This window comes from Frateuria sp. (assembly GCF_035944355.1).
Lineage (GTDB): Bacteria > Pseudomonadota > Gammaproteobacteria > Xanthomonadales > Rhodanobacteraceae > Frateuria_A.
The window spans coordinates 133,793-154,126 of record NZ_DASZBH010000010.1 but is presented as its reverse complement, the minus strand read 5'-3'; the positions used below and the strand labels follow the sequence as shown (position 1 = coordinate 154,126).

The window sequence follows — 20,334 nt, the reverse complement described above, 5'->3', positions numbered from 1 at the left end:
TGACTTCGTCTTCGATCACGCGCCGCACCCTGCTCAAGGCGGGCGCCGCCTTGGCCGGCACCTTGGCGCTGGGCGGCCGCGGCCTGCTCGCGAAAAGGTATCCCGGCACCGAACGGCCCACGCTGGTCGTGTTCTGGTTGAACGGCGGCCCCGCCGGCCTGTTCAACAGCGCCGATGCCTTCCTTGCCAATGGTGCGTTCGGAGTCACCCCGGACAATGTGCGCACGCTCGGCAACGGGCTTCACGTGGACGCCGGCTCGCTGGGGGCCCTGCCCGCGGCCGCCCTGGACCATATGGCCTCGGTGCATTTCCGGCATGGGCTCTACACGCACAATGACGCGCGCGCCGCGGTGCTGCAGCCGGGCGGGCGCAGCCAACTGCTGCGCATGGCCGCAGCCATGCCGGCCACCACGGTCGCCTGCGCCATCGTCAACAACCTCGGCTTGCCGGTCGGCGTCGACGCCAGCCCCGCCGCCGAACGCGGACTCGGCTTCGAACACGTCGCGCGATGGGACCCGATGCGCCGCACCCTTTCATCCGCGCATTTCGATGCCATCCGCGAGGCTTATGGCGTGGCCAGCGACAATATGGCGATCGACGACCAGCGGTCGACGTTCGCGGCGGTGGAAGCACTGGTCCACGAGGGCGCCGGCGTCGTGTTCGCACAGCCGGCCTACACCGGACGGCACGACCGGCAGTTCGACACCCATCACGACGACACCGGAAAAACGGCGCGCGAGATCATGGCGCCGATCACGCCGTCGCTCGCGACCTTCCTCCACCGCACGATGGCGTTGCCGGAACGCAACGTGGTCACCGTGCTGGTCGGCGAATTCAGCCGCACGCTGCCCGGCGCCGACCACGCGAAAGGCGGCACCGCCACGATCATCGGCAAATACGTCAGAACCGGTGCGGCCGGACGCCAGCGCCCCGACGGCTCGCCGCCGGACGACGCACCGCCACCCGAAGCGCTGTGGGCCTACGTGGCCGCCGCCTTGCGCCTAGGTAGCGCAGCGCCCTTCGGGCCCAATCCGCATCCGGGCTTGCTGGTGTAAACCTTTTCCGGTGATACGGGACGCACGTCGGATTTGAGCCCCGTCCCTTTTGTTCGCTCCAGCTGCCGCCCGTTTCTGCCGAGCGGAGCCTTTAAATTTCCTTCGCCCCGTTTAAACCAGCGCCTTCTCGAACCGCCACACTTCGAGGGGAAACACCCCCGCCTGGGTTTCGAGTTCGCTCACCACCGTCCCGGTGCATCTCCACCCCGCCTTTTCGTAGAACCGCGCCGCCCGATGGTTGCCGATGGCGCAGGCGAGCCACGCGACCTCGACGCCCCGGCGGGAGAGGATCGAGACGGCATCGGCCTCCAGAAGCGCGGCCACGCCTCGGCCTCGCCCGTCGGACGATACGAACAATTGATAGAGCTCATCGGCCTGGGTCATGCAGAAGCCGATCGGGCCACCGCGCGGGCCCACGACCCTGACTGCCTGCAGTGCAGCCCGAAGACGCTCCGCGAAACTCTCGCGCGTGCGCAGCCGCGCCAATTCCGCCGGCAGAATCGCGGCGTGCGCATCCTGCCAGCCTTGGTACCAAAGGTCCGCGAGCTGGTCGATCTCGATCTCCTGCGCCTGGCGGACGACTTCGGTGGCGGCACCTGGCTCCATACGTTCTCCCGATTGTTGTGAGCAGCGTCATGGGCTTCGCGTCGCCCAAGCCTTACACGCGCGTGACGCCATGAGGGCGCGCGCCGATGCAGATCAAAGGGATCCCGTCCGGTTCTGCCGACTGCTATGCGTTGCGCCAGTCAAGCCATGACCCGCATCCCACGAGACCGAGCAATCCTGTACGCGCACCCGCGTCCGGAAAGTACCTGCCGGCCCCATTGCGACCAGGCGTTGCCTCGGGCCCGATCGCCCCCAACTCATCGAAATCGGAGCTCCGCGCCCGGCCGGCCGCCGCGGCTTTCGCCCTCCCCCACGCCCACGGTGACCACGTGCCCAACCTGCCCAGCTACCCGCAGTCCCCGCAGAGCACCGGCGACCGCTTCCGCAACCAGGATCCCATGCGGCCCGCGCCGGCGACGGACCGCAACGTCATGTGGGACCTGCTGTTCGACAAGCCGAAGAACACGGTCCCGGCAGCGCCCATCCCGGTACGCCGGTTGACGCGCGACGAACTCGACGCCGCGCCGGATCGCAGCCTGTACCGGCTCGGCCACTCCACACTGCTGCTGAAGCTGCGCGGGCACTGGTGGATCACCGACCCGGTCTTCGCGCAGCGCGCCTCGCCGGTGCAGTGGATGGGCCCGCGCCGCTTCCACGCGCCGCCGATCGCCCTGCGCGACCTGCCGCCGATCCGCGGCGTGCTGCTCTCGCACGACCACTACGACCACCTGGACCGCGCCGCCGTCCGCGCGCTGGCCCGGGCGGGCGCGCGGTTCTACATGCCCCTGGGCGTCGGCGCCCGGCTGGCCGCGTGGGGCGTACCCGCGTCGCTGATCGAGCAGTTCGACTGGTGGCAGGGTGCCGAAATCGACGGACTGCGGATCACCGCCACGCCCGCGCAGCACTTCTCCGGCCGTTCGCTGGCCGACCGCAATCGCACGCTGTGGTGCTCCTGGGTGGTGGAGGACGGGGACGTCCGCCTGTTCTTCAGCGGCGACAGCGGCTACTTCAGCGGCTTCCGCGCCATCGGCGAGCGCTTCGGGCCGTTCGACGTCACCTGCATCGAAACTGGCGCCTACAACCGCGACTGGCCGGGCGTGCACATGCAGCCAGAGGAAACCGTGCAGGCGCACCAGGACCTGCGCGGCCGCTGGCTGCTGCCCATCCACAACGGCACCTTCGACCTGGCGATGCACGCCTGGCACGAGCCGTTCGAGCGCATCGCCGCCCTGGCCCGCACCCATCGAATCGCGCTGGCGACGCCGCTGTTCGGCGAGCGCGTCCAGCTCGATGCGCCGCATCCGGGAACGGCGTGGTGGCGGGCCGTCTCGGAAGCCGATGCGGCCATGTCGCCCATGTTGCAGGCGCCGCGCTGACCTGCTCCGCGCCAAGGACCTTCAGGCCCAGGCGTAAGCTCCCTCCGTCGGCTCTTCTTCAGAGCTTCTGTTCGCCGACCTGATCCAGCACATCCTGCATCGCAGAGGCCAGCGTTCGCGCTGGCCTTTTATGCACGTGGCCGCCGACGTGCAGACAAAGCGTGTGTCCCACCTCGCCCTTTCAGCACGTTAACGCCCGGCCTGCCAATCGCTCACTCAACTGCGCCGCAAAGCGTTCGGCCGCTTCGGGCCATGCCCCCAGGTGCAGGTAGGGCTCGATCATCTCTAGCTCCATCAGCCGGAAGCCGCCGTCGGCCACCACGCCGTCCACGCGGGCGTAGGCGATGTCGGCATGGCCGAGCGCGGCGGTGGCGGCGAGCGCACGTCGTGCGCTGGCCAGCACGTTGGGCGGCGGTTCGGCCAACTGCGAGGTTCCGCCGAAGTCGCTCTGCACGCGGAAGTCGCCGGCGGCCGGACGCTTGATCACGGCATGGCTGTAATGGCCGCCGAAGAAGAGCAGCGACCATTCGCCTTCGGCCAGCACTTCGGGAAGGAAGGGCTGGACCAGATAGCGGAAGTCCCGCGGCAGCGCGGCCAGTGCCGCCTCGAACGCCGGCTCGCCGGCGCGGCCGCGGACGGTGTGCCAGGCGGTGCCGCTGACGGTCGGCTTGACGATGAGCTCCTGCCCCGCCATCGCCCGGGCGCACGCCGGCAGGTCGGCGGCCGTGGCCAGCCGGGTGGGGATGATGTCCACGCCTTGCGCGGCCAGGTCCAGCAGGTAGCGCTTGTCGCTGTTCCAGCGCACCAGCGCGCGGTCGTTGATCAGTGGCACCGGCAGGCGCTCGAGCCAGTGCAGGAAGGCCGCGTAGTGCTGGAAGTAGTCCCAGGTCGAACGCATCAGCACCGCGTCGAAGCCGGCCCAATCCACGGCCGGGTCGTTCCACACGCAGGCGGTAGGCTCGATGCCGCGCTCGCGCAGGCAATCGGCGAGGTGGGCGTCGTCGGGATGGATGCCGGGCACCAGCACGGACGTGGCAAACGCGAGACGGAATCTAAGTGATGCGGGCATGTACGGCCTCCTTCGTTGGAGGGCGCCCTTGGGGTGGACCGGTATCGAGCGTGGCGGACCTAAGCCCGTCGCAGCACCCCTCGATGCCGGTTGCGCGGGATGGAAACGCGCAACGGTCTTCGCTGGCTCGCGGGCGCCGCCTCGGGCGAAAACCGGTGGCCCTCACGCAAACAGGCCGGCATTGCTGCCGGCCTGTTCGAAATCTTGGTGGGCGGTACAAGGATCGAACTTGTGACCCCTACCATGTCAAGGTAGTGCTCTACCGCTGAGCTAACCGCCCAAGAGCCGCGAAGTTTAGCAAGGGCGGGGTGGGATGCCAAGCTTTTAGGGCTGATCAGGTTCGAGGCTAGGCCGGCCCCTCCCAGCCCTCACCCCGGAGGGGAGAGGGAGCTACAGCGAGGGCGCGTCAGCTCTGCATGACCTGCTCGCGCAGCTTGTGGATCTGGTCGCGCAGGCGGGCGGCTTCCTCGAACTCCAGGTTCTGCGCGTGCTTGTACATCTGCGACTCGAGCTTCCTGATCGCGGCCGCCGCCTGCGTGGGGTTGAGGTTGGCGTACTCCCCCGCCCCTTCGGCCACGGCCTTGCCGCGTACGCCCTTGGCCGCCTTGCCGCGGCCGCGGGTGGCGGGTTCGGCGCGCGCGCCTTCCATGATGTCGGCGATGCGGCGCACCACGGTCTGCGGTGTGATGCCATGGGCTTCGTTGTAGGCGATCTGCTTTTCGCGGCGGCGGCTGGTCTCGTCCATGGCCGCCTGCATGGAGCGGGTGATCTGGTCGGCGTAGAGGATCGCCTTGCCGCGCACGTTGCGGGCGGCGCGGCCGATGGTCTGGATCAGCGAGCCGGTGGAGCGCAGGAAGCCTTCCTTGTCCGCGTCCAGGATCGCCACCAGCGAGACCTCGGGCATGTCCAGGCCCTCGCGCAGCAGATTGATGCCCACCAGCACGTCGAACTCGCCCAGGCGCAGGTCGCGGATGATTTCGGTGCGCTCGACCGTTTCGATATCCGAGTGCAGGTAACGCACCTTCACGTCGTGCTCGGAGAGGTATTCGGTGAGGTTCTCGGCCATGCGCTTGGTGAGCGTGGTGACCAGGATGCGGTCGCCCATGGCGATGCGCTTCTTGGCCTCGCCGAGCAGGTCGTCGACCTGGGTGCGCACCGGGCGCACCTCGACCTCGGGATCGACCAGGCCGGTGGGCCGCACCACCAGCTCGGTGACGGCGTCGCCGGACTTCTCCAGCTCGTAGCCCCGCGGGGTCGCCGAGACATAGATGGTGCGCGGCGCGCGCTGCTCCCATTCCTCGAAGCGCAGCGGGCGGTTGTCCATCGCCGAGGGCAGGCGGAAGCCGAACTCGACCAGCGTCTCCTTGCGCGAGCGGTCGCCCTTGTACATGGCGCCGAGCTGCGGGACGGTGACGTGCGATTCGTCCACCACCAGCAGCGCATCTGGAGGCAGATAGTCGAAGAGCGTCGGCGGCGCTTCGCCGGGACCTCGGCGCGTCAGATGCCGCGAGTAGTTCTCGATGCCCTGGCAGAAGCCGACCTCGGCCATCATTTCGATGTCGAAGCGGGTGCGCTGGTCCAGCCGCTGCGCCTCGACCAGCTTGTTGTCCTTGTAGAGCTGCTCCAGCCGCTCCTTGAGCTCGACCTTGATCGTCTCGATGGCGTTGAGCACGCTCTCGCGCGTGCTGGCGTAGTGGGTGCGCGGGTAGACGGTGTAGCGCGGGATCTTGCGGATCGTCTCGCCGGTGAGCGGGTCGAACAGCGACAGGTTCTCGATGTCGCCGTCGAACAGCTCGATGCGCAGCGCCTCGGTTTCCGATTCGGCGGGGAACACGTCGATGATCTCGCCGCGCACGCGGTAGGTGCCGCGGCGCAGCTCCATCTCGTTGCGGGTGTACTGCAACTCGGTGAGCTGGTGGATCAGCTTGCGCTGGTCGATGTGCTCGCCGACCGAGAGGATCAGGCGCAGGCTGAGGTAATCCTCCGGATCGCCCAGGCCGTAGATGGCCGACACGGTGGCCACGATGATCGAATCGCGCCGCGAGAGCAGCGCCTTGGTCGCGGCCAGGCGCATCTGCTCGATGTGGTCGTTGATCGACGCGTCCTTCTCGATGAAGGTGTCCGAGGCGACCACGTAGGCTTCGGGCTGGTAGTAGTCGTAGTAGCTGACGAAGTACTCCACTGCGTTGTTGGGGAAGAACTCCTTGAACTCGCCGTAGAGCTGCGCGGCCAGCGTCTTGTTCGGCGCCAGCACCACGGTCGGGCGCTGCACCTGCTGGATCACGTTGGCGATGGTGTAGGTCTTGCCCGAGCCGGTGACGCCCAGCAGCGTCTGCGCGGCCAGGCCGGCCTCGAAGCCCTCGCTCAACTTGGCGATGGCCTGCGGCTGGTCGCCGGAGGGCTGGTACGGGGAGACGAGTTCGAAGCGATCGGTCATGGCTGACGGATATGCGGGCGGATGGGGCGATCTTAAAGGCGCCCTGCTGACAGGGCCTGTCAGCACGGACGCACGGCGTCGCGGCTTTTCCACCGCTTACCGCGGCTCCGCGGGCGGCCGATGATGCCGGCTCCTCGCAGGGAGCGACGGCATGGACAGGACGCCAGGAAGCGGACGCGGCCGCACGCGCGGCCTGACGCTCGTCGAGCAGGTGATGGTGGTGGCCATCCTGGCGATCCTGCTCGGTATCGCCAGCCCCTCGCTGGCCGGCCTAGTACGCCGCGGGCGCATGCAGTCGGCGCAGACGGATTTCATGCAGGCCCTCGGCTACGCCCGCAGCGAGGCGGTGCTGCGGCGCACGCGGATGGTGTTCTGCCCGACCCGCGACGGCCTGCACTGCAGCGAGGAAAGCCGCTGGGAAAGCGGCTGGCTGGTCGGCGTGGACCGCGGCCACAACAACCAGCCGGACGGGGCGCCGCTGCGCGTCGGCCAGGGCCATGCGCCGCTGCGCATCAAGAGCAGCCAGGCACGACGGCGGGTGGCCTTTCTGCCCGACGGCAGTGCGTCGGGCAGCAACCTCACCCTGCTGTTCTGCAGCCCGGACCAGGGGCAGGGGCCGCTGGGCGTGGTGGTTTCCAACTCGGGGCGCATACGCGGATCGCGCCCCGATGCCACGCAGGCGGCCGATTGTGCGGAGGGCTGACGCCTGGCGTCTTCGCCCGCGCTATACCGGTCGTTCACGACCGCGGTGCCACAACGGACCGTGCCGTCCCATCGAGATCGCATCGTGGCCTACGGAGACCATTCCCACCGCCGCCCTTCCCCGCCCAAGCCGGCGCCGGACGCGGGGCCGCTATTGGCGGCGGCGCGGCAGCATCTGGAGAAGGCGGGCGTGTCGGCCTGCGTGGTGCACAGCCCGGACGGGCAATTGCTGGTGGCCGTCGGTTCGCCGGCCGATCGGCTGTTTGCCTTGTTGGGGAATCGGCCTTCGCCGAGCGGGGATACCGGAGCCTGAGTGTTTCCGGGCCATGCGTGTGCGAGAACGTTTCTCCGGTGCAGCTCTCCGCTCGATCCCCCCTTCCACCCTCGTCGCCTTCCCCCGGCAAGCGGGGGAAGACGACCGGAGATGAAACGCACCTGATTCCCCCTCCTGCGGAGAAGGTGCCCGCAGGCGGGTGGCAGCGCTAACCCGCAGCCAGACCCGGGAGCGAAAGACGCTTCAATTCGGGGCGGCCACCAACAGGCTGAAACCGGTGACCGGCTTGCTGCGACCATACGTAGCGGCACCGACAGTGAACACTTCATGGGTCGACGGGTCCAGGGCCAGCGTGCGTGCGCTCGGCATCGTGGCCACCTTGACCGCCTGCGCATAATGGTCGGCATCGGTCTGATGGATCACGGCCAGCGTTCCTGCGCCGCTCGTGGTCAATACGTTGTGCAACGCCGTGTCATAGACGACAGCATCCGGGCCCTTGTCGATCGGCAGTTTGGCGACCTGCCGGCCATTGTCCGCATCGGTCACGATCATCCAGCCATTGGCGCAGACCGAGAACAGGCGATGACCGGTCGCATCCATGGCCAGACCAGTCGGTCCCTTGCACGGGGCCAGCGGCCAGACGTGCAGCACCTTGCGATGGCGCAAGTCGACTTCGGCCAGCTGGCTTGCATCCTCGAGGTTGACGAAGAGCTTGCCGTTGCCGGCGCTCACCGGGAATTCGGGGTTGCTGCTCAGCGGGATGGTGGCGATCTCCTTGCCCAGCTTGGGGTCGATCACGCTGATCTGGTTGCTGTCGCCGTCCATCGCCAGAACGCTGCCGCTGTCGGCGTCGTAGATGATCGCATCGGGATCCTTGCCGCTGACCGGGATGGTGCCGACCACCTTCAGTGTCGCCAGATCGACCACGCTGACATCGTTGCCGTGCCCGTTGCTGACGTAGGCGCGGTGCAGCGACGGCACGATGGCGACGCCATGCGCGTGCTGCATGCCTCCGATCTCCGTGACCAGCTTGCCGGTGTCGGCATTCACGACCATCACGCGGTCGTTGCGCGCGATGAACAGCTGCCGCGTCTGCGCGGCGAAGCTCACGTAATCCCAGCCGCCTTCGCCGCCCAGCGCGTAGTGGTGCTTAACGGCGTAGTTCGTTGCGGTCGCACCGGTGGCTGCCAGGGAAGGCAGGCTCAGGGCAGCCGTCATCAGGAGGGGCCAGCTGATCTTCTTCATCGCATTGTCCTTGGGTGGTGGTCTGAAGCGGAAAGCGGTCCTGACGCGGAAACATCAGGACAGGGGTTTGCCCGACGGTGGAAAATCCAACTGTACGCGCAGGCCGGGAGCGGCGTCACCGAACGTCAGTGTTGCGCCATGCAGGTCGGCCACGGCGGCGACCAATGCAAGCCCCAACCCGCTACCGGGCGTGCTGCGCGCGGCATCGAGCCGCACGAAACGACCGGTCACGCGGCTGCGCGCTTCCATGGGGATGCCGGGGCCGGCGTCGTCGAGCGTGATGCGGCAGCCGTCCGGTTGCCGCTCCAGCGTGAGCGCGACCGGGGTGCCAGGCGGCGTATGGCGCAGCGCATTCTCGATCAGGTTCACGAGCATCTGTGTGAGCAGCGCCCGGTCGCCCAGTACACGGATGTCGCGAGCGAGGAGGGTGCGCAGCCCCCGGTGCTGGTCTTCCATCAACGGCGCGTAGTCGCCGACCAATCTGTCGAGCAGGTCGGACAGGTCCACCATGCTGAAGCCGGCGCGGCGCTGGCGCGTTTCGATCTGGGCGATCCGCAGCAGGCCGGAGAACGTCGCCAGCACGCCATCGACATCGGCCAGGGCGCGCTCGGCCGCTGCGCGGAAGGTGGCGGTGTCGGTTGCCGTGCAGGTAGCCAGTTCCAGCCGTTGACGCAGGCGGGTCAGTGGCGTGCGTAGATCGTGGGCGATGTCGTTGGAAACTTGCCGCATGCCCTCCATCAAGGTCTGGATGCGCTCCAGCATGGCGTTGAGCGAGTGCGCCAGGCGGTCCAGCTCGTCGCCGCGACTGCTGCCGGAGACACGGGCGCCAAGATCGCCGCTGGCGATGCGCGCTGCGGCCGCGGCGACGGCTTCGACCCGCCGAAGATAGCCGCGCGCCGTGAGCACGCCACCCAGCAACGCCAGGGCCACCGATCCGGCGCCGGCCCATAGGAAGGCTTCCTGCAGGAATACGATCAGCTCGTCGGCATCGTGCCGGTTGCGTCCGACCGCCAGCAGCCGGCCGTCGTCGAGCCGATCCGTGCGTACGAGCATCCGCACCAGGTCTCCTGAGGGCGCGCTCTGCACCTGCGTGGCCCAGCCGAGGCCGGGCCGGGCGTTCAGCAGGTCGCCCGCCAGGCGATGCCCGTCCGCATCGAACAGCCCGTAGTAGAGGGGTCCCTGCGGAGCCTGCGCGACCATGTCGGCAATCGCATGCGCACGGCCGCTGGCAGGTATCGCGACGATCTCGCTGATTTCGTCGCTGACCGATCGCCGCAGCTGCGATTGGACGTAGTTGCGTACCGCCCACCAGGTGATCACGAACAGGAACAGGGCGATCACCGCGAACAGGCCTGCCTGCAGCGCGGCGAGCCGGAAGGCCGAACTGCGCAGGAGGCGAGCGCGAATCGCCAAGGGGGCGTCGGTCATGAACGCTCAGGCGCCGTGCGCAGCATGTACCCGGCGCCGCGAAGCGTGCCGATCAGCTCGCCACTGGCGAAACCGCGGTCGACTTTGCCGCGCAAGCGGCTGATGTGGGTCTCCACCACACTGGTCTGCGGATCGAAGTCGTACTCCCATACATGCTCCAGCAGCATCGTCCGGGTGACCAGTTCGCCGGCATGGCGCATCAGGTATTCCAGCAGATGGAATTCGCGCGGCTGCAGTTCGATCATTCGGCCGTCGCGGCGTATCTCGCGCCTGAGCAGATCCATCTCCAGATCCGCTACGCGCAGCTGGACTACGGCGGGAGTGGCCAGGGGCGGACGACGCGCCAGCGCTCCGATACGCGCAACGAGCTCGGCGAACGCAAACGGCTTGGCGAGGTAGTCGTCCGCGCCTGCCTCGAAGCCCTCGACCCGAGCGTCCACTTCGCCAAGCGCGGTCAACATCAATACCGGCGTGCTGACGTGGGCTTCGCGCAGTGCGCGCAACAGATCGAGGCCTCCGAGGCCAGGCAGCATGCGATCGACTACCAGCACCTGGTGCCGTCCTTCGCTTGCGCAACGCAGGCCGCTCGGACCGTCGTTGGCCTGGTCGACTGCGTGACCGAGGGCGCGCAAGCCCCGGGCCACGTAGTCGCATGTCTCGGCATCGTCCTCGATCAGCAAAATGTCCATGCGCGGGGACCTGGGGCCGCTGTTCCGACTGCCAGCATTACTGCGAGGCCACATGACAAACCGATGACGCCGGGCCGACGCGTCAGTCGCTGTCAAACTGGAAACGGACTCCGGCGAGATAGGTCCGCCCGTAGAACTCGCGCTGGATCGGCCGATCCGAGGTGCCCTGATAGAACGCGTGTGGCGTGTCGAGCAGGTTCTTGGCCTGGAAGTAGATCGACCAATTCTCCGGGAACTGGTAACTCGCGCTGAAATCCATCGAAGTGCGGCTGGCGTTGTAGATGTCGCTGGAGCGACCGGTGCCTATGCCGAACAGGTCGGCCGAGACCGAGTAGGCCGCGAGATTCAGCGAGAGTCCCGCGCGCTTGTAGAACAACATGGCGTTCCATGTGTTGCGCGAGGTCGAGGGCAGCAGCGAATACTCGCCCGGCCGGATCTCGATACGCGAATCGACCCAGGTGTAGTTCGCGCCAGCACCCAGCCCGTCGAGCCAGCCCGGCAGGCCCCGGAAGGTCTGCTGCCAGTTCAGTTCCAGGCCGCGTGCGTAGGAGGAGCCGATGTTCTCGAAGGTGAAGATATGGAACGGCTGGGGATTGCCCGGGTACAGATTGTTGTTGGGAAGCTGTTGCGTGGTCTCGATGGGGACGATGTAGTTGGAGATTTCCTTGTCGAAGACCCCGGCCGACAGGATGCCGCCTTCCGGCAGGTATTTCTCGATGCTGAAATCGAAGCTGTGCGCCGTGGCGGGCTTCAGGGACGGATTGCCGGTGGTGACGATGCCCGAACCCACGTCGATCGCCAGCGCAGGGTTCGCCTGGTTGTAGCCCGGCCGGCCGATGGTCGAGGAATAGGCGGCGCGCAGGACCAGGTCGGGTGACAGTTCATAGCGGAACTGCAGGCTGGGGAAGAAGTTGTGGTAGCTGTGCCTGGTGCTGACCGGGTAGGAGAACGGATTGCCCGCCGCATCCGCGCCGGCGGAGTAGGCATTGCCGCGATCGCGGGTCTCTTCGAAGCGGACGCCGCCGAGTATCCCCAGGTTCCCGTAATTGCCGCTGTATTCGCCGTAGGCGGCGTAGATGTCCTCATGCGCGTCCAGGTATTGCTGCTTGCTGCTGATCACGTCGCCGGGTGCGATCACGCCCTGGCCGAAGACGCGCTGCAACGCACCTGGGATGATGTCCACGCCGTTCTGGTAGTGCCCGTCGTAATAGGTCTCGTAGACGCCGCTGGAGACCGCGGCGAGCGGGAGCGCGGTAGGCGTGAGCGTGTACGGCTGCGCCGTCGTCTGCTTGTGCCGCTGCCGTGCGCTCAACCCGAACTGCAGATCCTGATCAGTCAGGCTGCCCCACTCGACAGGCGTCTTCGAATTGACGGCGTAGGACATTTCGCGGTCGAAGTTGCGGGCCGTGCTGTTGCCGAGGCTGCTCAGCGTGTAGTTGGCTGGATCGAGGTAGCCCGGCGCGCCCGATATCGTGTAGAGCGGCACGTGCCCCGGTCCGGTGGGGCCATAGGAGATCGTCGGAGCGGCAGCCGAAGGCGGGCTGTAGGTGAATGTGGAGTTGTAGTCGAAGGGTTTCTTGTAGGTGCCCTCGACGTAGGCGGCGTGGTAGTCGATCGTGGTGCCGGCCAGCACATTCTGCCCACCGACCATGTAGAACCGCTCGCGCGAGCTTTCCTGCTCGTCGCGCAGCGACCGGGTGATCGCGCCGGGGACGGTCAGGGTGTCCTGCAGCGTGCCACCGGCCTGCGCCGTGGTGTTGCCGTCCGGCAGGACGTCCATGAACTGGCGTTTGTAGCGTTCCGTATAGCCTGCATCGAAAGCGCGCAGATACCACTGATCGTCGTCGTCGGGCTGGTAACCGACATCGAGTGCGTAGCCATGACGCTTGCGGTGCAATTCATAGTCGCGCTGTTCGATGTCGTTCACCGCCTGGTAGGGATGTGCCGCGTCGTTGAAATAGGCGGGCTCGACGTCGTCGATGCCACGCGAATCGATGTGGCTGGATGCGGTCAGCATGATCGAGAACGGGCCGTAGTGGCCGCCGCCGGTCAGCGAGAAATCGGTGATCGGCGTGCCGCGCAGCGACTCGTAGCCCACGCCGGCATTTCCTTCGAAGAACGTGCCCTGCTCTTCGGGAGCGGTCTTGGGCAGCACTTCGATCGTGCCGCCCAGCGCCTCGGCGTCCTGGCTGGGCAGGTTCGACTTGGTGACCTCGACCGCACCGATGAAGCCGGTCGGGATGGAATCCAGCGCGACACCGCGGTAGCCGCCGAACGGCGAGGCGTTGTTGGTCGGCAGCAAGCGAACGCCGGCATAGGTAGTGCTGTTCAGATCCGCATCGAAACCGCGGATGTTGACGTAGCGCCCTTCACCTTCGTCTGTCTCCATCGAGATGCCGGGAATGCGGCGAACGGCTTCGGCCGTGTTCGTGTCCGGCAGCGCCCGGATCTGCTCTTCCGTGCGGATATTGATCAGATTGGGGGCATCCTTCTGGGTCGCACGTGCGACCTCGGCCGACGTGCGCGGAGCCACCACGTGCACGCCTTGCAGGTTCTTGACGATCTCCGCTCCGCTCGCGGCGCCGTTCGCTGCGCCATTGCCATCAGCCGCACTCGGCTTGGCATCGTTGGCGGTGGCTGATGTGCCGGTTGCGTCCAGTGCAAACGCGAAAGCGTGACTTGGTGCACCGAGCGCGCCGAGGCCGGCAAGTGCGGTGGCGTTGAGTATGGCCTTGCGTAGCTTCGCGCTGTGCATCGACGGTGCCCTGGTTGAGGAAAGGTCGTGCGGGTCGTCCAGACGGAATGGACAACACCACGGGTCTCCTCAAACCTAGACGCGCGCAATGACACCAAGATTGCCGATCACATACCAAACTGTAAGGCCAGGCTTTTAGCCCGGAAGCGAGCCGGCTTTGCCCGGGCATCCCGGATGTTCGGGCACAAAAAAAACCCGCATTTCTGCGGGTTTTCATGGTTCCGCGGGACATTGCGGAACTATCAACTGGCGCCCGAAGTTGGACTCGAACCAACGACCCCCTGATTAACAGTCAAGTGCTCTAACCAGCTGAGCTATTCGGGCGGGGCGAGCTGCGTAGTTTGCTTAGCGCCGAACGGGCTGTCAAGCAGCCGGGGCAGCCGTGGCGCCCTCCGCGCGCACGCGGTAGCAGGGCACGTAGGCCGAACCGCCGGGAAGCTTCATGCGGTGCTGGCTGACGAAAGCCTGCAGCAGCGCGTCCAGCGCCCGCATGATGTCCGGCTCGCCGTCGATGTCGAACGGGCCGTGCTGTTCGATCGCGCGCACGCCCTCTTCCTTCACGTTGCCGGCCACGATGCCCGAGAACGCGCGGCGCAGGTCGGCGGCCAGCTCGTGGCGCGGCCTGCCGCGGTGCAGGGCGAGGTCGCGCATCGCCTCATGGGTCGGCCGGAACGGCAGCTGGAAGGCGAACGGGATGTCCAGCGCCCAGTTGAAGAAGAAGGCGTCCTTGGTGTCCAGGCGATGGTTGCGCACCTTGTCCACGCCCTTGACCATCGCCCGCGCCACCGCGGCCGGATCGTCCACGATGATCTGGTAGTGCTGCGACACCTCGTCGCCGAGGCTGAGCTTGAGGAAGCGGTCGATCTGCTCGAAGTAAGCGGCCGATTGCTTCGGGCCGGTGAAGACGAGCGGGAACGGGGTGCCGGCATTGGACGGGTGCAGCAGGATGCCGAGCAGGTAGAGGATCTCTTCGGCCGTGCCCACGCCGCCGGGGAACACCACGATGCCGTGCGCCATGCGGACGAAGGCCTCCAGGCGCTTTTCGATGTCCGGCATGATCACCAGCTGGTTGACGATCGGGTTGGGCGACTCGGCCGCGATGATGCCCGGCTCGGTGATGCCGATGTAGCGGTTGTTGCGCCGGCGCTGCTTGGCGTGGGCGATGGTGGCGCCCTTCATCGGGCCCTTCATGGCGCCCGGGCCGCAGCCGGTGCAGATGTCCATGCCGCGCAGGCCGAGCTGGTAGCCGACCGCCTTGGTGTATTCGTATTCCTCGCGCGAGATCGAGTGGCCACCCCAGCACACCACCAGGTTGGGATCGATGTGCGGCTTCAGGATGCGCGCGTTGCGCAGGATCTCGAACACGGCATGGGTGATGCCGACCGTATCGTCCAGGTCGAAGCCGCCCTGCTCGAGCTGGCTGGACACGTAGACGATGTCGCGCATTACCGCCACCAGCAGCTCGTTGATGCCGCGGATGATCTGGCCGTCGACGAACGCCTGCGCGGGCGCGTGCGAAAGCTCGATCTTGATGCCGCGGTCCTGCTGCAGCACCTGGATATCGAAATCGGGGTACTGCTCGAACATCGAACGCGGGTCGTCGCTGATGTTGCCCGAGGTAAGCACCGCCAGCGCGCATCGGCGCAGCAGCGCATGCAGGCCCGAGCCGCTGGCGTCGCGCAGGCGCGCCACTTCGTTGCGCGAGAGGATGTCCAGTCCGCCCGCCGGCGAGATGCGTGCGCTGACGGTGACGGGCTTGCCGGCGCGGCCGGCGTGGGTGTCGTTCATGCTTGCCTTCTCCTGCCGCTGACGTGTGCCTGCTTCGTTGCCGGCGCCGTGGCGGACCGTCAAGCTTCCCGCGCGCGAAGGGCCAGGGTCAAGCCAAAAAAACCGGCGTCCTCGCGGACGCCGGCTGAAGCCTCTCTTACGAGTCCTGTTCAGAAGCTGTACTTGACCGTCAACGGCACCGACAGCGCTGGGCGAGGTCGTCGTTGTTGTTGATGTAGGCCGGCACGTCCTTCCGGCTGTAGACGCCGTTCTGGATGTGGTTGCTGCAGGTGGCGGTCTTGCCGGCGCAGCTGATGTCGTAGATGTCGTGGCCGTTGGCGTGCACACCGTGGAAATCGGCCGGTGCGCGGCCACCGGGAACGGCTCGCGCTTCTCCATGTCCCAATGCTTGTTCGGCAGGTTCGTGAATTTGTGGACGTCCCGCCGCACCACGCCCTTGTTGCCCTCGAAGATGCCCGGGATCTGCTGGCTGAAGCTCAGGGTCGACGCGCAGGTTCTTACGCCGTCTTGCCCAGGTAGCGCGCGCGTTTGGCCGGCTTGAGCGTGGCCAGGTCGAGCATCACCAGACCGTCGACGCAACCCGAAAAGCCGGGGTCCTCGCCGAAGTCCAGGAACTGCACGCCTTCGGGTTCGACCAGGTCTACGTATTGGCGATAGAGCACTGGCAAGCTCACGCCCAGCGCGTCCAGATGGTGCTTGAGCTTGCCCAGCCCGGCCTGCGCATCGAGCCCTTCCAACGCGTCGCGCACCAGGCCGATCACCGCGGGTGAAACCACGAACGGCTGCCGCGCGCTGGCCAGCCCCGGCGCGCCGAAGTAATGCTGGTGCGCGACCGCGATCCACTCGCGTGCCTCGCGCGGCAAGTTTACGGACATGCTGACCGGGCCGAACAGGTAGCGCAGTTCCGGGTGCCGCTGCAGGTACAGGCCGATGCCCTGCCACAGCTGGTCCAGCGCGCGCGATCGCCAATACGCCGGTGCGATGAAGCTGCGCCCCAGTTCCAGGCCCTGCGCCAGGCGCGACTCCAGGGCCGGCGAGTAGTTGAACAGGCTGGCGGTGTAGAGCCCGGCCAGGCCGCGCTCGGCGATCAGGCGGCCGCCATGGCCGAAGCGGTAGGAGCCGACGATGCGCAGCGCGGACGGATCCCACAGCAGCAGGTGCTCATAGTGGGGGTCGAAGGCGTCCAGGTCGCGCCGGCCGTTGGTCCCCTCGCCGACCTTGCGGAAGGTCAGCTCGCGCAGGCGGCCGATCTCGCGCAGCACGGCGCTGTCGGCCGCGCCCTTGAACAGCCAGGCCTGCTTGCCGTCGTTGAGCTCGGCGAGCTTCTCGCCCTGCGCCATCAGTTCGGCGGCCACCCGTTCGGCCGGTTCCGGGTGGGCCAGCGGCGCCTGCCCGCCGAAGACCAGTCCCTTGCGCCGGCCTACACGGTAAACATGCCGGCGCATCAGCTTCGCGGCCTGTGCGGGCGAACCGCCGCTGCGCTGGAGGAGTTCGTCGGCGCTGACCAGGGCGCCGACGCTGAAGCCGATCCGCCGATGCCCGGGGGCCACCGCCTCGCGCGGCAGCATCGCCGTGCTGAGCGGCTTGGCCAGCATCGAGAGGCCGTAGAACATGGCCGAGTTGCGCGCGGCCACGTGCACCGGCAGCACCGGCGCGCCACTGCGTTTGGCGAGCCGTGCAAAGCCATCGGACCACTGCCCGTCGCGCACGCCGCCGGGCCCCATGCGGGAAACCTCCCCGGCGGGGAACACGACCAACGCCTCGCCCTGATCCAGCGCGCGATAGATGTCGCGCATCTTCGAGGCGGCACCCTTGCCGAACACGTCCACCGGCAGCAGCAGCCGGCGCAGCGGCTCGATCGACGCCAGCCAGTCGTTGCCCAGGATGCGCACGTCCCGGCGCACCGAACCGATCAGGTGCAGCAACGCCAGCGCATCGACCATGCCCAGCGGGTGGTTGGCCACCACCAGCAGTCCGCCTTCCACGGGGATGTGCTCGCGCTCCCGCGGACTGACCTGGTAGCCCGCGCCGAGCACGTCCAGCGCCCGGTCGACGAAGTCGAAACCCTCGACCTTGCCGACGGCATCGAGCACGCGGTTGAAACCCGCCTCGTCGGCCAGGCGACCGAGCAGGCCCGCCATCGGCCGGCGGATCCGTGGATGCTGCGCCAGCCACGGCAGGCGCTCGGTGAGGGTCCGTTCGACGCTGAGCATGACCGCCTCCTCGTGTTTCGCCCATGCTGGGGCCTGATTATGACAGGAGGGCGACGTGTGAAAGACGGCCTCGTCCGCAGTGGGATATGCGGCGGGCGCGCGGTGCGTGCCTTGCGCGGGACGCCGCGCGCTCAGACCTGCATGTGCAGGAATGCCGCCACGCCGCCCATGAACATCTGCACCGACAAGGCGATCAGCAGCATGCCCATCACCCGTTCCAACGCAGTCAGCACGCTCTCGCCCAGCCAACGGAAGAGATAGGTGGAAGAGAGCAGGATCAGCGAGGTCGCCAGCCACGCCAGCAACAGCGCAATGGCCCAGTCGGCCGTCCGGCCCGGCGAGGTATTGGTGAGCAGCAGCAGCGCAGCCATCGCCGAAGGGCCGGCCACGCCGGGAATCGCCATCGGCACGATGAACGGCTCGCCCTCGCCCGCCTTGCCGAAGATGCCGCCTTCCGGCGGCGGGAACACCATGCGGATGCCGATCAGGAACAGCACGATGCCGCCGGCGATGCTGATCGACTCCTGCTTGAGCTGCAGCAGCTTGAGGATGTGCTGGCCGCCGATCAGGAAGCCCAGCAATACGCCCAGCGCGATCAAGAGCTCGCGGATCATCACCCAGCGCCGGCGCTTGGGCGGCACGTGCTTGAGCAGGCTGAGGAAGAACGGGATGTTGCCCAGCGGATCCATGATCAGGAACAGCAGGATGCCCGCCGAAAGGGTGGTCATCTGCGTTTCCATGGAAAGCTCCTTCGGGTGATCGTGGACAGCATGCCATGCGCGGGCGGCATGGCGAGCGCCAGACAGAGGCCCGCTTTCGCGGGACGGAAAAAAAAGCGGGTCAGGCGCCGCGCAGGTCCAGCATCGCGCCGCGCGCGGCAGCGCCTTGCGGGCCGAGCAGCCACACCGCCGCCCGGGCCGCCGCGTCGGGCAGCGGCTGGGTGTTGGGGTCCTCGCCGAAATACGCCTGATGCCGCAGCGCCGTGCGCATCGGCGCCGGCAGCAGCGCATGCGTGCGCACCGCCGTGGTGTCGGTTTCCTGGTGCAGGATCTCGACGAAACGCTCCAGCGCCGCCTTGGACACGCCATAGGCGCCCCAGTGCGCGCGATTGAGCAGGTCGGGATTGTCCAGCACGAACACCACCGAGGCGTCAGGCGCCTTGACGAGCAAGGGCAGGCAGGCCTGGGTCAGCGCGAACGGCGCCGACACGTTGACGTGCAGCGTGCGCAGCCACTCGTCGGGCTTGTGCATGGTGATGGGCGTGAGGCCGCCGAAGCTCGCGGCGCAATGCGCGATGCCGTCGAGCCGGCCGAGATCGCGCTCCAGCCCCTCGGCGAGCGCCTCGTAGTCGCGCGGCGTGGCCGCTTCCAAGTCCAGCGGGTGGATCACCGGCTCGGGCAGGCCCTCGGCGACGATCAGGTCGTAGAGCTGCTCCAGCTGTCGCTTGCGCTTGCCGGTGATCACCAGGGTCGCGCCCGCGCGCGCCGCGCCCAGCGAGACGGCGCGGCCGAGGCCGCCGTAGGCGCCGGTCACCAGCACCACGCGGCCGGCCAGGCTGGCGGCCGCAGGCGCGAAGTCCTGCGGCAGGCGTACGGTCGGCAGGGTCATGCGCGCACCGCGCCGCTGACGTCCGCGGCCATGCGCGCCAGTTCGCCGGAGGCCTTGAGGTCCTCCACGATGTCGCATCCGCCGATCAGCTCGCCCTGGATGAACAGTTGCGGGAAAGTCGGCCAGTTGGCGAAGTGCGGCAGCGCGGCGCGCACCTCCGGATCGGCCTGCACGTTGACGGCGTGGAACGCGGCGCCGGCTTCCTCCAACGCCCGTGCGGCGCGGCTGGAAAAGCCGCACATCGGGAACTGCGGCGTGCCCTTCATGAAAAGAACCATCGGGTACTCGGCGAGCACCGCCTTGATTCGCTCGTTAACGTCCATAGCTCACGGGTTCTACAATGCACTTAGGACCGCAAGTGTATCAGCCGCACCACGACTGCCGCCCGGCAGCGTGCCGGCCTCCCTTCAAGCCGCAGCCCAAGGAGCCCCTCATGGCGATCGAACTTCCCCCCCTGCCTTACGAAAAGAACGCGCTGGAGCCGCACATCTCGGCCGAGACGTTGGAGTTCCATCACGACAAGCACCACCAGGCCTACGTGACCAACCTCAACAAGCTGATCGAAGGCACCGAGTTCGAGGGGATGGCGCTGGAGGAGATCATCCGCAAATCGTCCGGCGGCATCTTCAACAACGCCGCGCAGACCTGGAACCACACTTTCTATTGGCACTCGATGAAGCCCAACGGCGGCGGCGAGCCGAGCGGCAAGCTGGCCGACGCCATCAACAAGGCCTTCGGCTCGGTGGCCAAGTTCAAGGAAGAATTCGCCAAGATGGGCGCGAGCAACTTCGGCTCCGGCTGGACCTGGCTGGTGCAGCGCCCGGACGGCTCGCTGGGCATCGTCAACACCTCCAACGCCGGCACGCCGATCACCGGCAGTGACAAGCCGCTGTTCACCTGCGACGTGTGGGAACACGCCTACTACATCGACTACCGCAACGCCCGCCCGAAGTACCTGGATGCGTTCTGGAACGTGGTGAACTGGGACTTCGCGGCCGGCAATCTCGCCTGACGCGCAGTCACTCCAAAAAAAACGGAGCCGCCCGGCTCCGTTTTTTTTGCCCTGCCGACAGCAACCGCCTCCGCGGC

Annotated in this window: 17 protein-coding genes, 2 tRNA genes and 1 riboswitch; of the genes, 4 read left to right on the top strand and 15 right to left on the bottom strand. The window is 67.4% G+C overall.

The features are described from left to right. Positions 1-50 precede the first annotated feature (50 nt). Positions 51-1,055: a hypothetical protein gene (locus VGU03_RS08085; RefSeq protein WP_327479874.1), complete on the top strand. Its 1,005-nt coding sequence runs from the start codon at positions 51-53 to the stop codon at positions 1,053-1,055. Positions 1,056-1,166: 111 nt separating this feature from the next. Here VGU03_RS08085 and VGU03_RS08080 read toward each other — a convergent pair whose 3' ends face one another. Beyond that, positions 1,167-1,661, bottom strand: coding sequence for a GNAT family N-acetyltransferase (locus VGU03_RS08080; protein WP_327479873.1), 495 nt, complete (start codon positions 1,659-1,661; stop codon positions 1,167-1,169). Between the two features lie 329 nt (positions 1,662-1,990). On the opposite strand from VGU03_RS08080, the gene VGU03_RS08075 reads away from it, so the two are divergent. Next, on the top strand, positions 1,991-3,037 hold the full coding sequence (locus tag VGU03_RS08075; RefSeq protein WP_327479872.1) for an MBL fold metallo-hydrolase: 1,047 nt from the start codon (positions 1,991-1,993) through the stop codon (positions 3,035-3,037). A 181-nt stretch (positions 3,038-3,218) separates the two neighbouring features. On the opposite strand, the gene VGU03_RS08070 is transcribed toward VGU03_RS08075, so the two are convergent. From VGU03_RS08070 to uvrB, 3 genes are all read right to left on the bottom strand, one after another. Further along, entirely contained in the window at positions 3,219-4,106 is an 888-nt protein-coding gene (locus VGU03_RS08070; RefSeq protein WP_327479871.1) for a hypothetical protein, read from the bottom strand. A gap of 13 nt (positions 4,107-4,119) precedes the next feature. After that, positions 4,120-4,194, bottom strand: a riboswitch (S-adenosyl-L-homocysteine riboswitch). 117 nt (positions 4,195-4,311) lie between these two features. Beyond that, a tRNA-Val gene (locus VGU03_RS08065) sits at positions 4,312-4,386 on the bottom strand. Positions 4,387-4,512: 126 nt separating this feature from the next. Beyond that, on the bottom strand, positions 4,513-6,543 hold the full coding sequence (gene uvrB / locus VGU03_RS08060) for an excinuclease ABC subunit UvrB (RefSeq protein ID WP_327479870.1): 2,031 nt from the start codon (positions 6,541-6,543) through the stop codon (positions 4,513-4,515). Positions 6,544-6,694: 151 nt separating this feature from the next. On the opposite strand from uvrB, the gene VGU03_RS08055 reads away from it, so the two are divergent. Continuing rightward, positions 6,695-7,246 (top strand): GspH/FimT family pseudopilin, encoded by a 552-nt coding sequence (locus VGU03_RS08055; RefSeq protein WP_327479869.1) that lies wholly within the window; start codon positions 6,695-6,697, stop codon positions 7,244-7,246. Between the two features lie 516 nt (positions 7,247-7,762). Here the strand turns inward: VGU03_RS08055 and VGU03_RS08050 are convergent. From VGU03_RS08050 to grxD, 11 genes are all read right to left on the bottom strand, one after another. Further along, positions 7,763-8,764 carry a YncE family protein gene (locus VGU03_RS08050; RefSeq protein WP_327479868.1) on the bottom strand — a complete coding sequence of 334 codons (1,002 nt, stop codon included), beginning with the start codon at positions 8,762-8,764 and terminating at the stop codon, positions 7,763-7,765. A gap of 54 nt (positions 8,765-8,818) precedes the next feature. Then, positions 8,819-10,192, bottom strand: a complete 1,374-nt coding sequence (locus VGU03_RS08045; protein ID WP_327479867.1) for a sensor histidine kinase — start codon at positions 10,190-10,192, stop codon at positions 8,819-8,821. Further along, entirely contained in the window at positions 10,189-10,881 is a 693-nt protein-coding gene (locus VGU03_RS08040) for a response regulator transcription factor (RefSeq protein WP_327479866.1), read from the bottom strand. The genes VGU03_RS08045 and VGU03_RS08040 overlap by 4 nt, the downstream gene beginning before the upstream one ends. 82 nt (positions 10,882-10,963) lie before the next feature. Then, on the bottom strand, positions 10,964-13,636 hold the full coding sequence (locus VGU03_RS08035; protein WP_327479865.1) for a TonB-dependent receptor: 2,673 nt from the start codon (positions 13,634-13,636) through the stop codon (positions 10,964-10,966). 247 nt (positions 13,637-13,883) lie between these two features. Next, positions 13,884-13,960, bottom strand: a tRNA-Asn gene (locus tag VGU03_RS08030). Between the two features lie 39 nt (positions 13,961-13,999). Continuing rightward, positions 14,000-15,424, bottom strand: a complete 1,425-nt coding sequence (gene ppnN, locus VGU03_RS08025) for a nucleotide 5'-monophosphate nucleosidase PpnN (RefSeq protein ID WP_327479864.1) — start codon at positions 15,422-15,424, stop codon at positions 14,000-14,002. Positions 15,425-15,593: 169 nt separating this feature from the next. Next, entirely contained in the window at positions 15,594-15,749 is a 156-nt protein-coding gene (locus VGU03_RS08020) for a hypothetical protein (protein WP_327479863.1), read from the bottom strand. A 172-nt stretch (positions 15,750-15,921) separates the two neighbouring features. After that, a complete protein-coding gene (locus tag VGU03_RS08015) occupies positions 15,922-17,637 on the bottom strand; it encodes a lysophospholipid acyltransferase family protein (RefSeq protein ID WP_327479862.1) in 1,716 nt (571 codons plus the stop codon). Between the two features lie 131 nt (positions 17,638-17,768). Continuing rightward, positions 17,769-18,365 carry a YhgN family NAAT transporter gene (locus VGU03_RS08010; RefSeq protein ID WP_327479995.1) on the bottom strand — a complete coding sequence of 199 codons (597 nt, stop codon included), beginning with the start codon at positions 18,363-18,365 and terminating at the stop codon, positions 17,769-17,771. A 112-nt stretch (positions 18,366-18,477) separates the two neighbouring features. Continuing rightward, on the bottom strand, positions 18,478-19,245 hold the full coding sequence (locus VGU03_RS08005; protein ID WP_327479861.1) for an SDR family NAD(P)-dependent oxidoreductase: 768 nt from the start codon (positions 19,243-19,245) through the stop codon (positions 18,478-18,480). After that, positions 19,242-19,568, bottom strand: coding sequence for a Grx4 family monothiol glutaredoxin (gene grxD, locus VGU03_RS08000; protein WP_327479860.1), 327 nt, complete (start codon positions 19,566-19,568; stop codon positions 19,242-19,244). The genes VGU03_RS08005 and grxD overlap by 4 nt, the downstream gene beginning before the upstream one ends. A gap of 110 nt (positions 19,569-19,678) precedes the next feature. Between grxD and VGU03_RS07995 the strand changes: the two genes are divergently transcribed. Beyond that, positions 19,679-20,257 (top strand): superoxide dismutase, encoded by a 579-nt coding sequence (locus VGU03_RS07995; RefSeq protein WP_327479859.1) that lies wholly within the window; start codon positions 19,679-19,681, stop codon positions 20,255-20,257. Positions 20,258-20,334 lie beyond the last annotated feature (77 nt).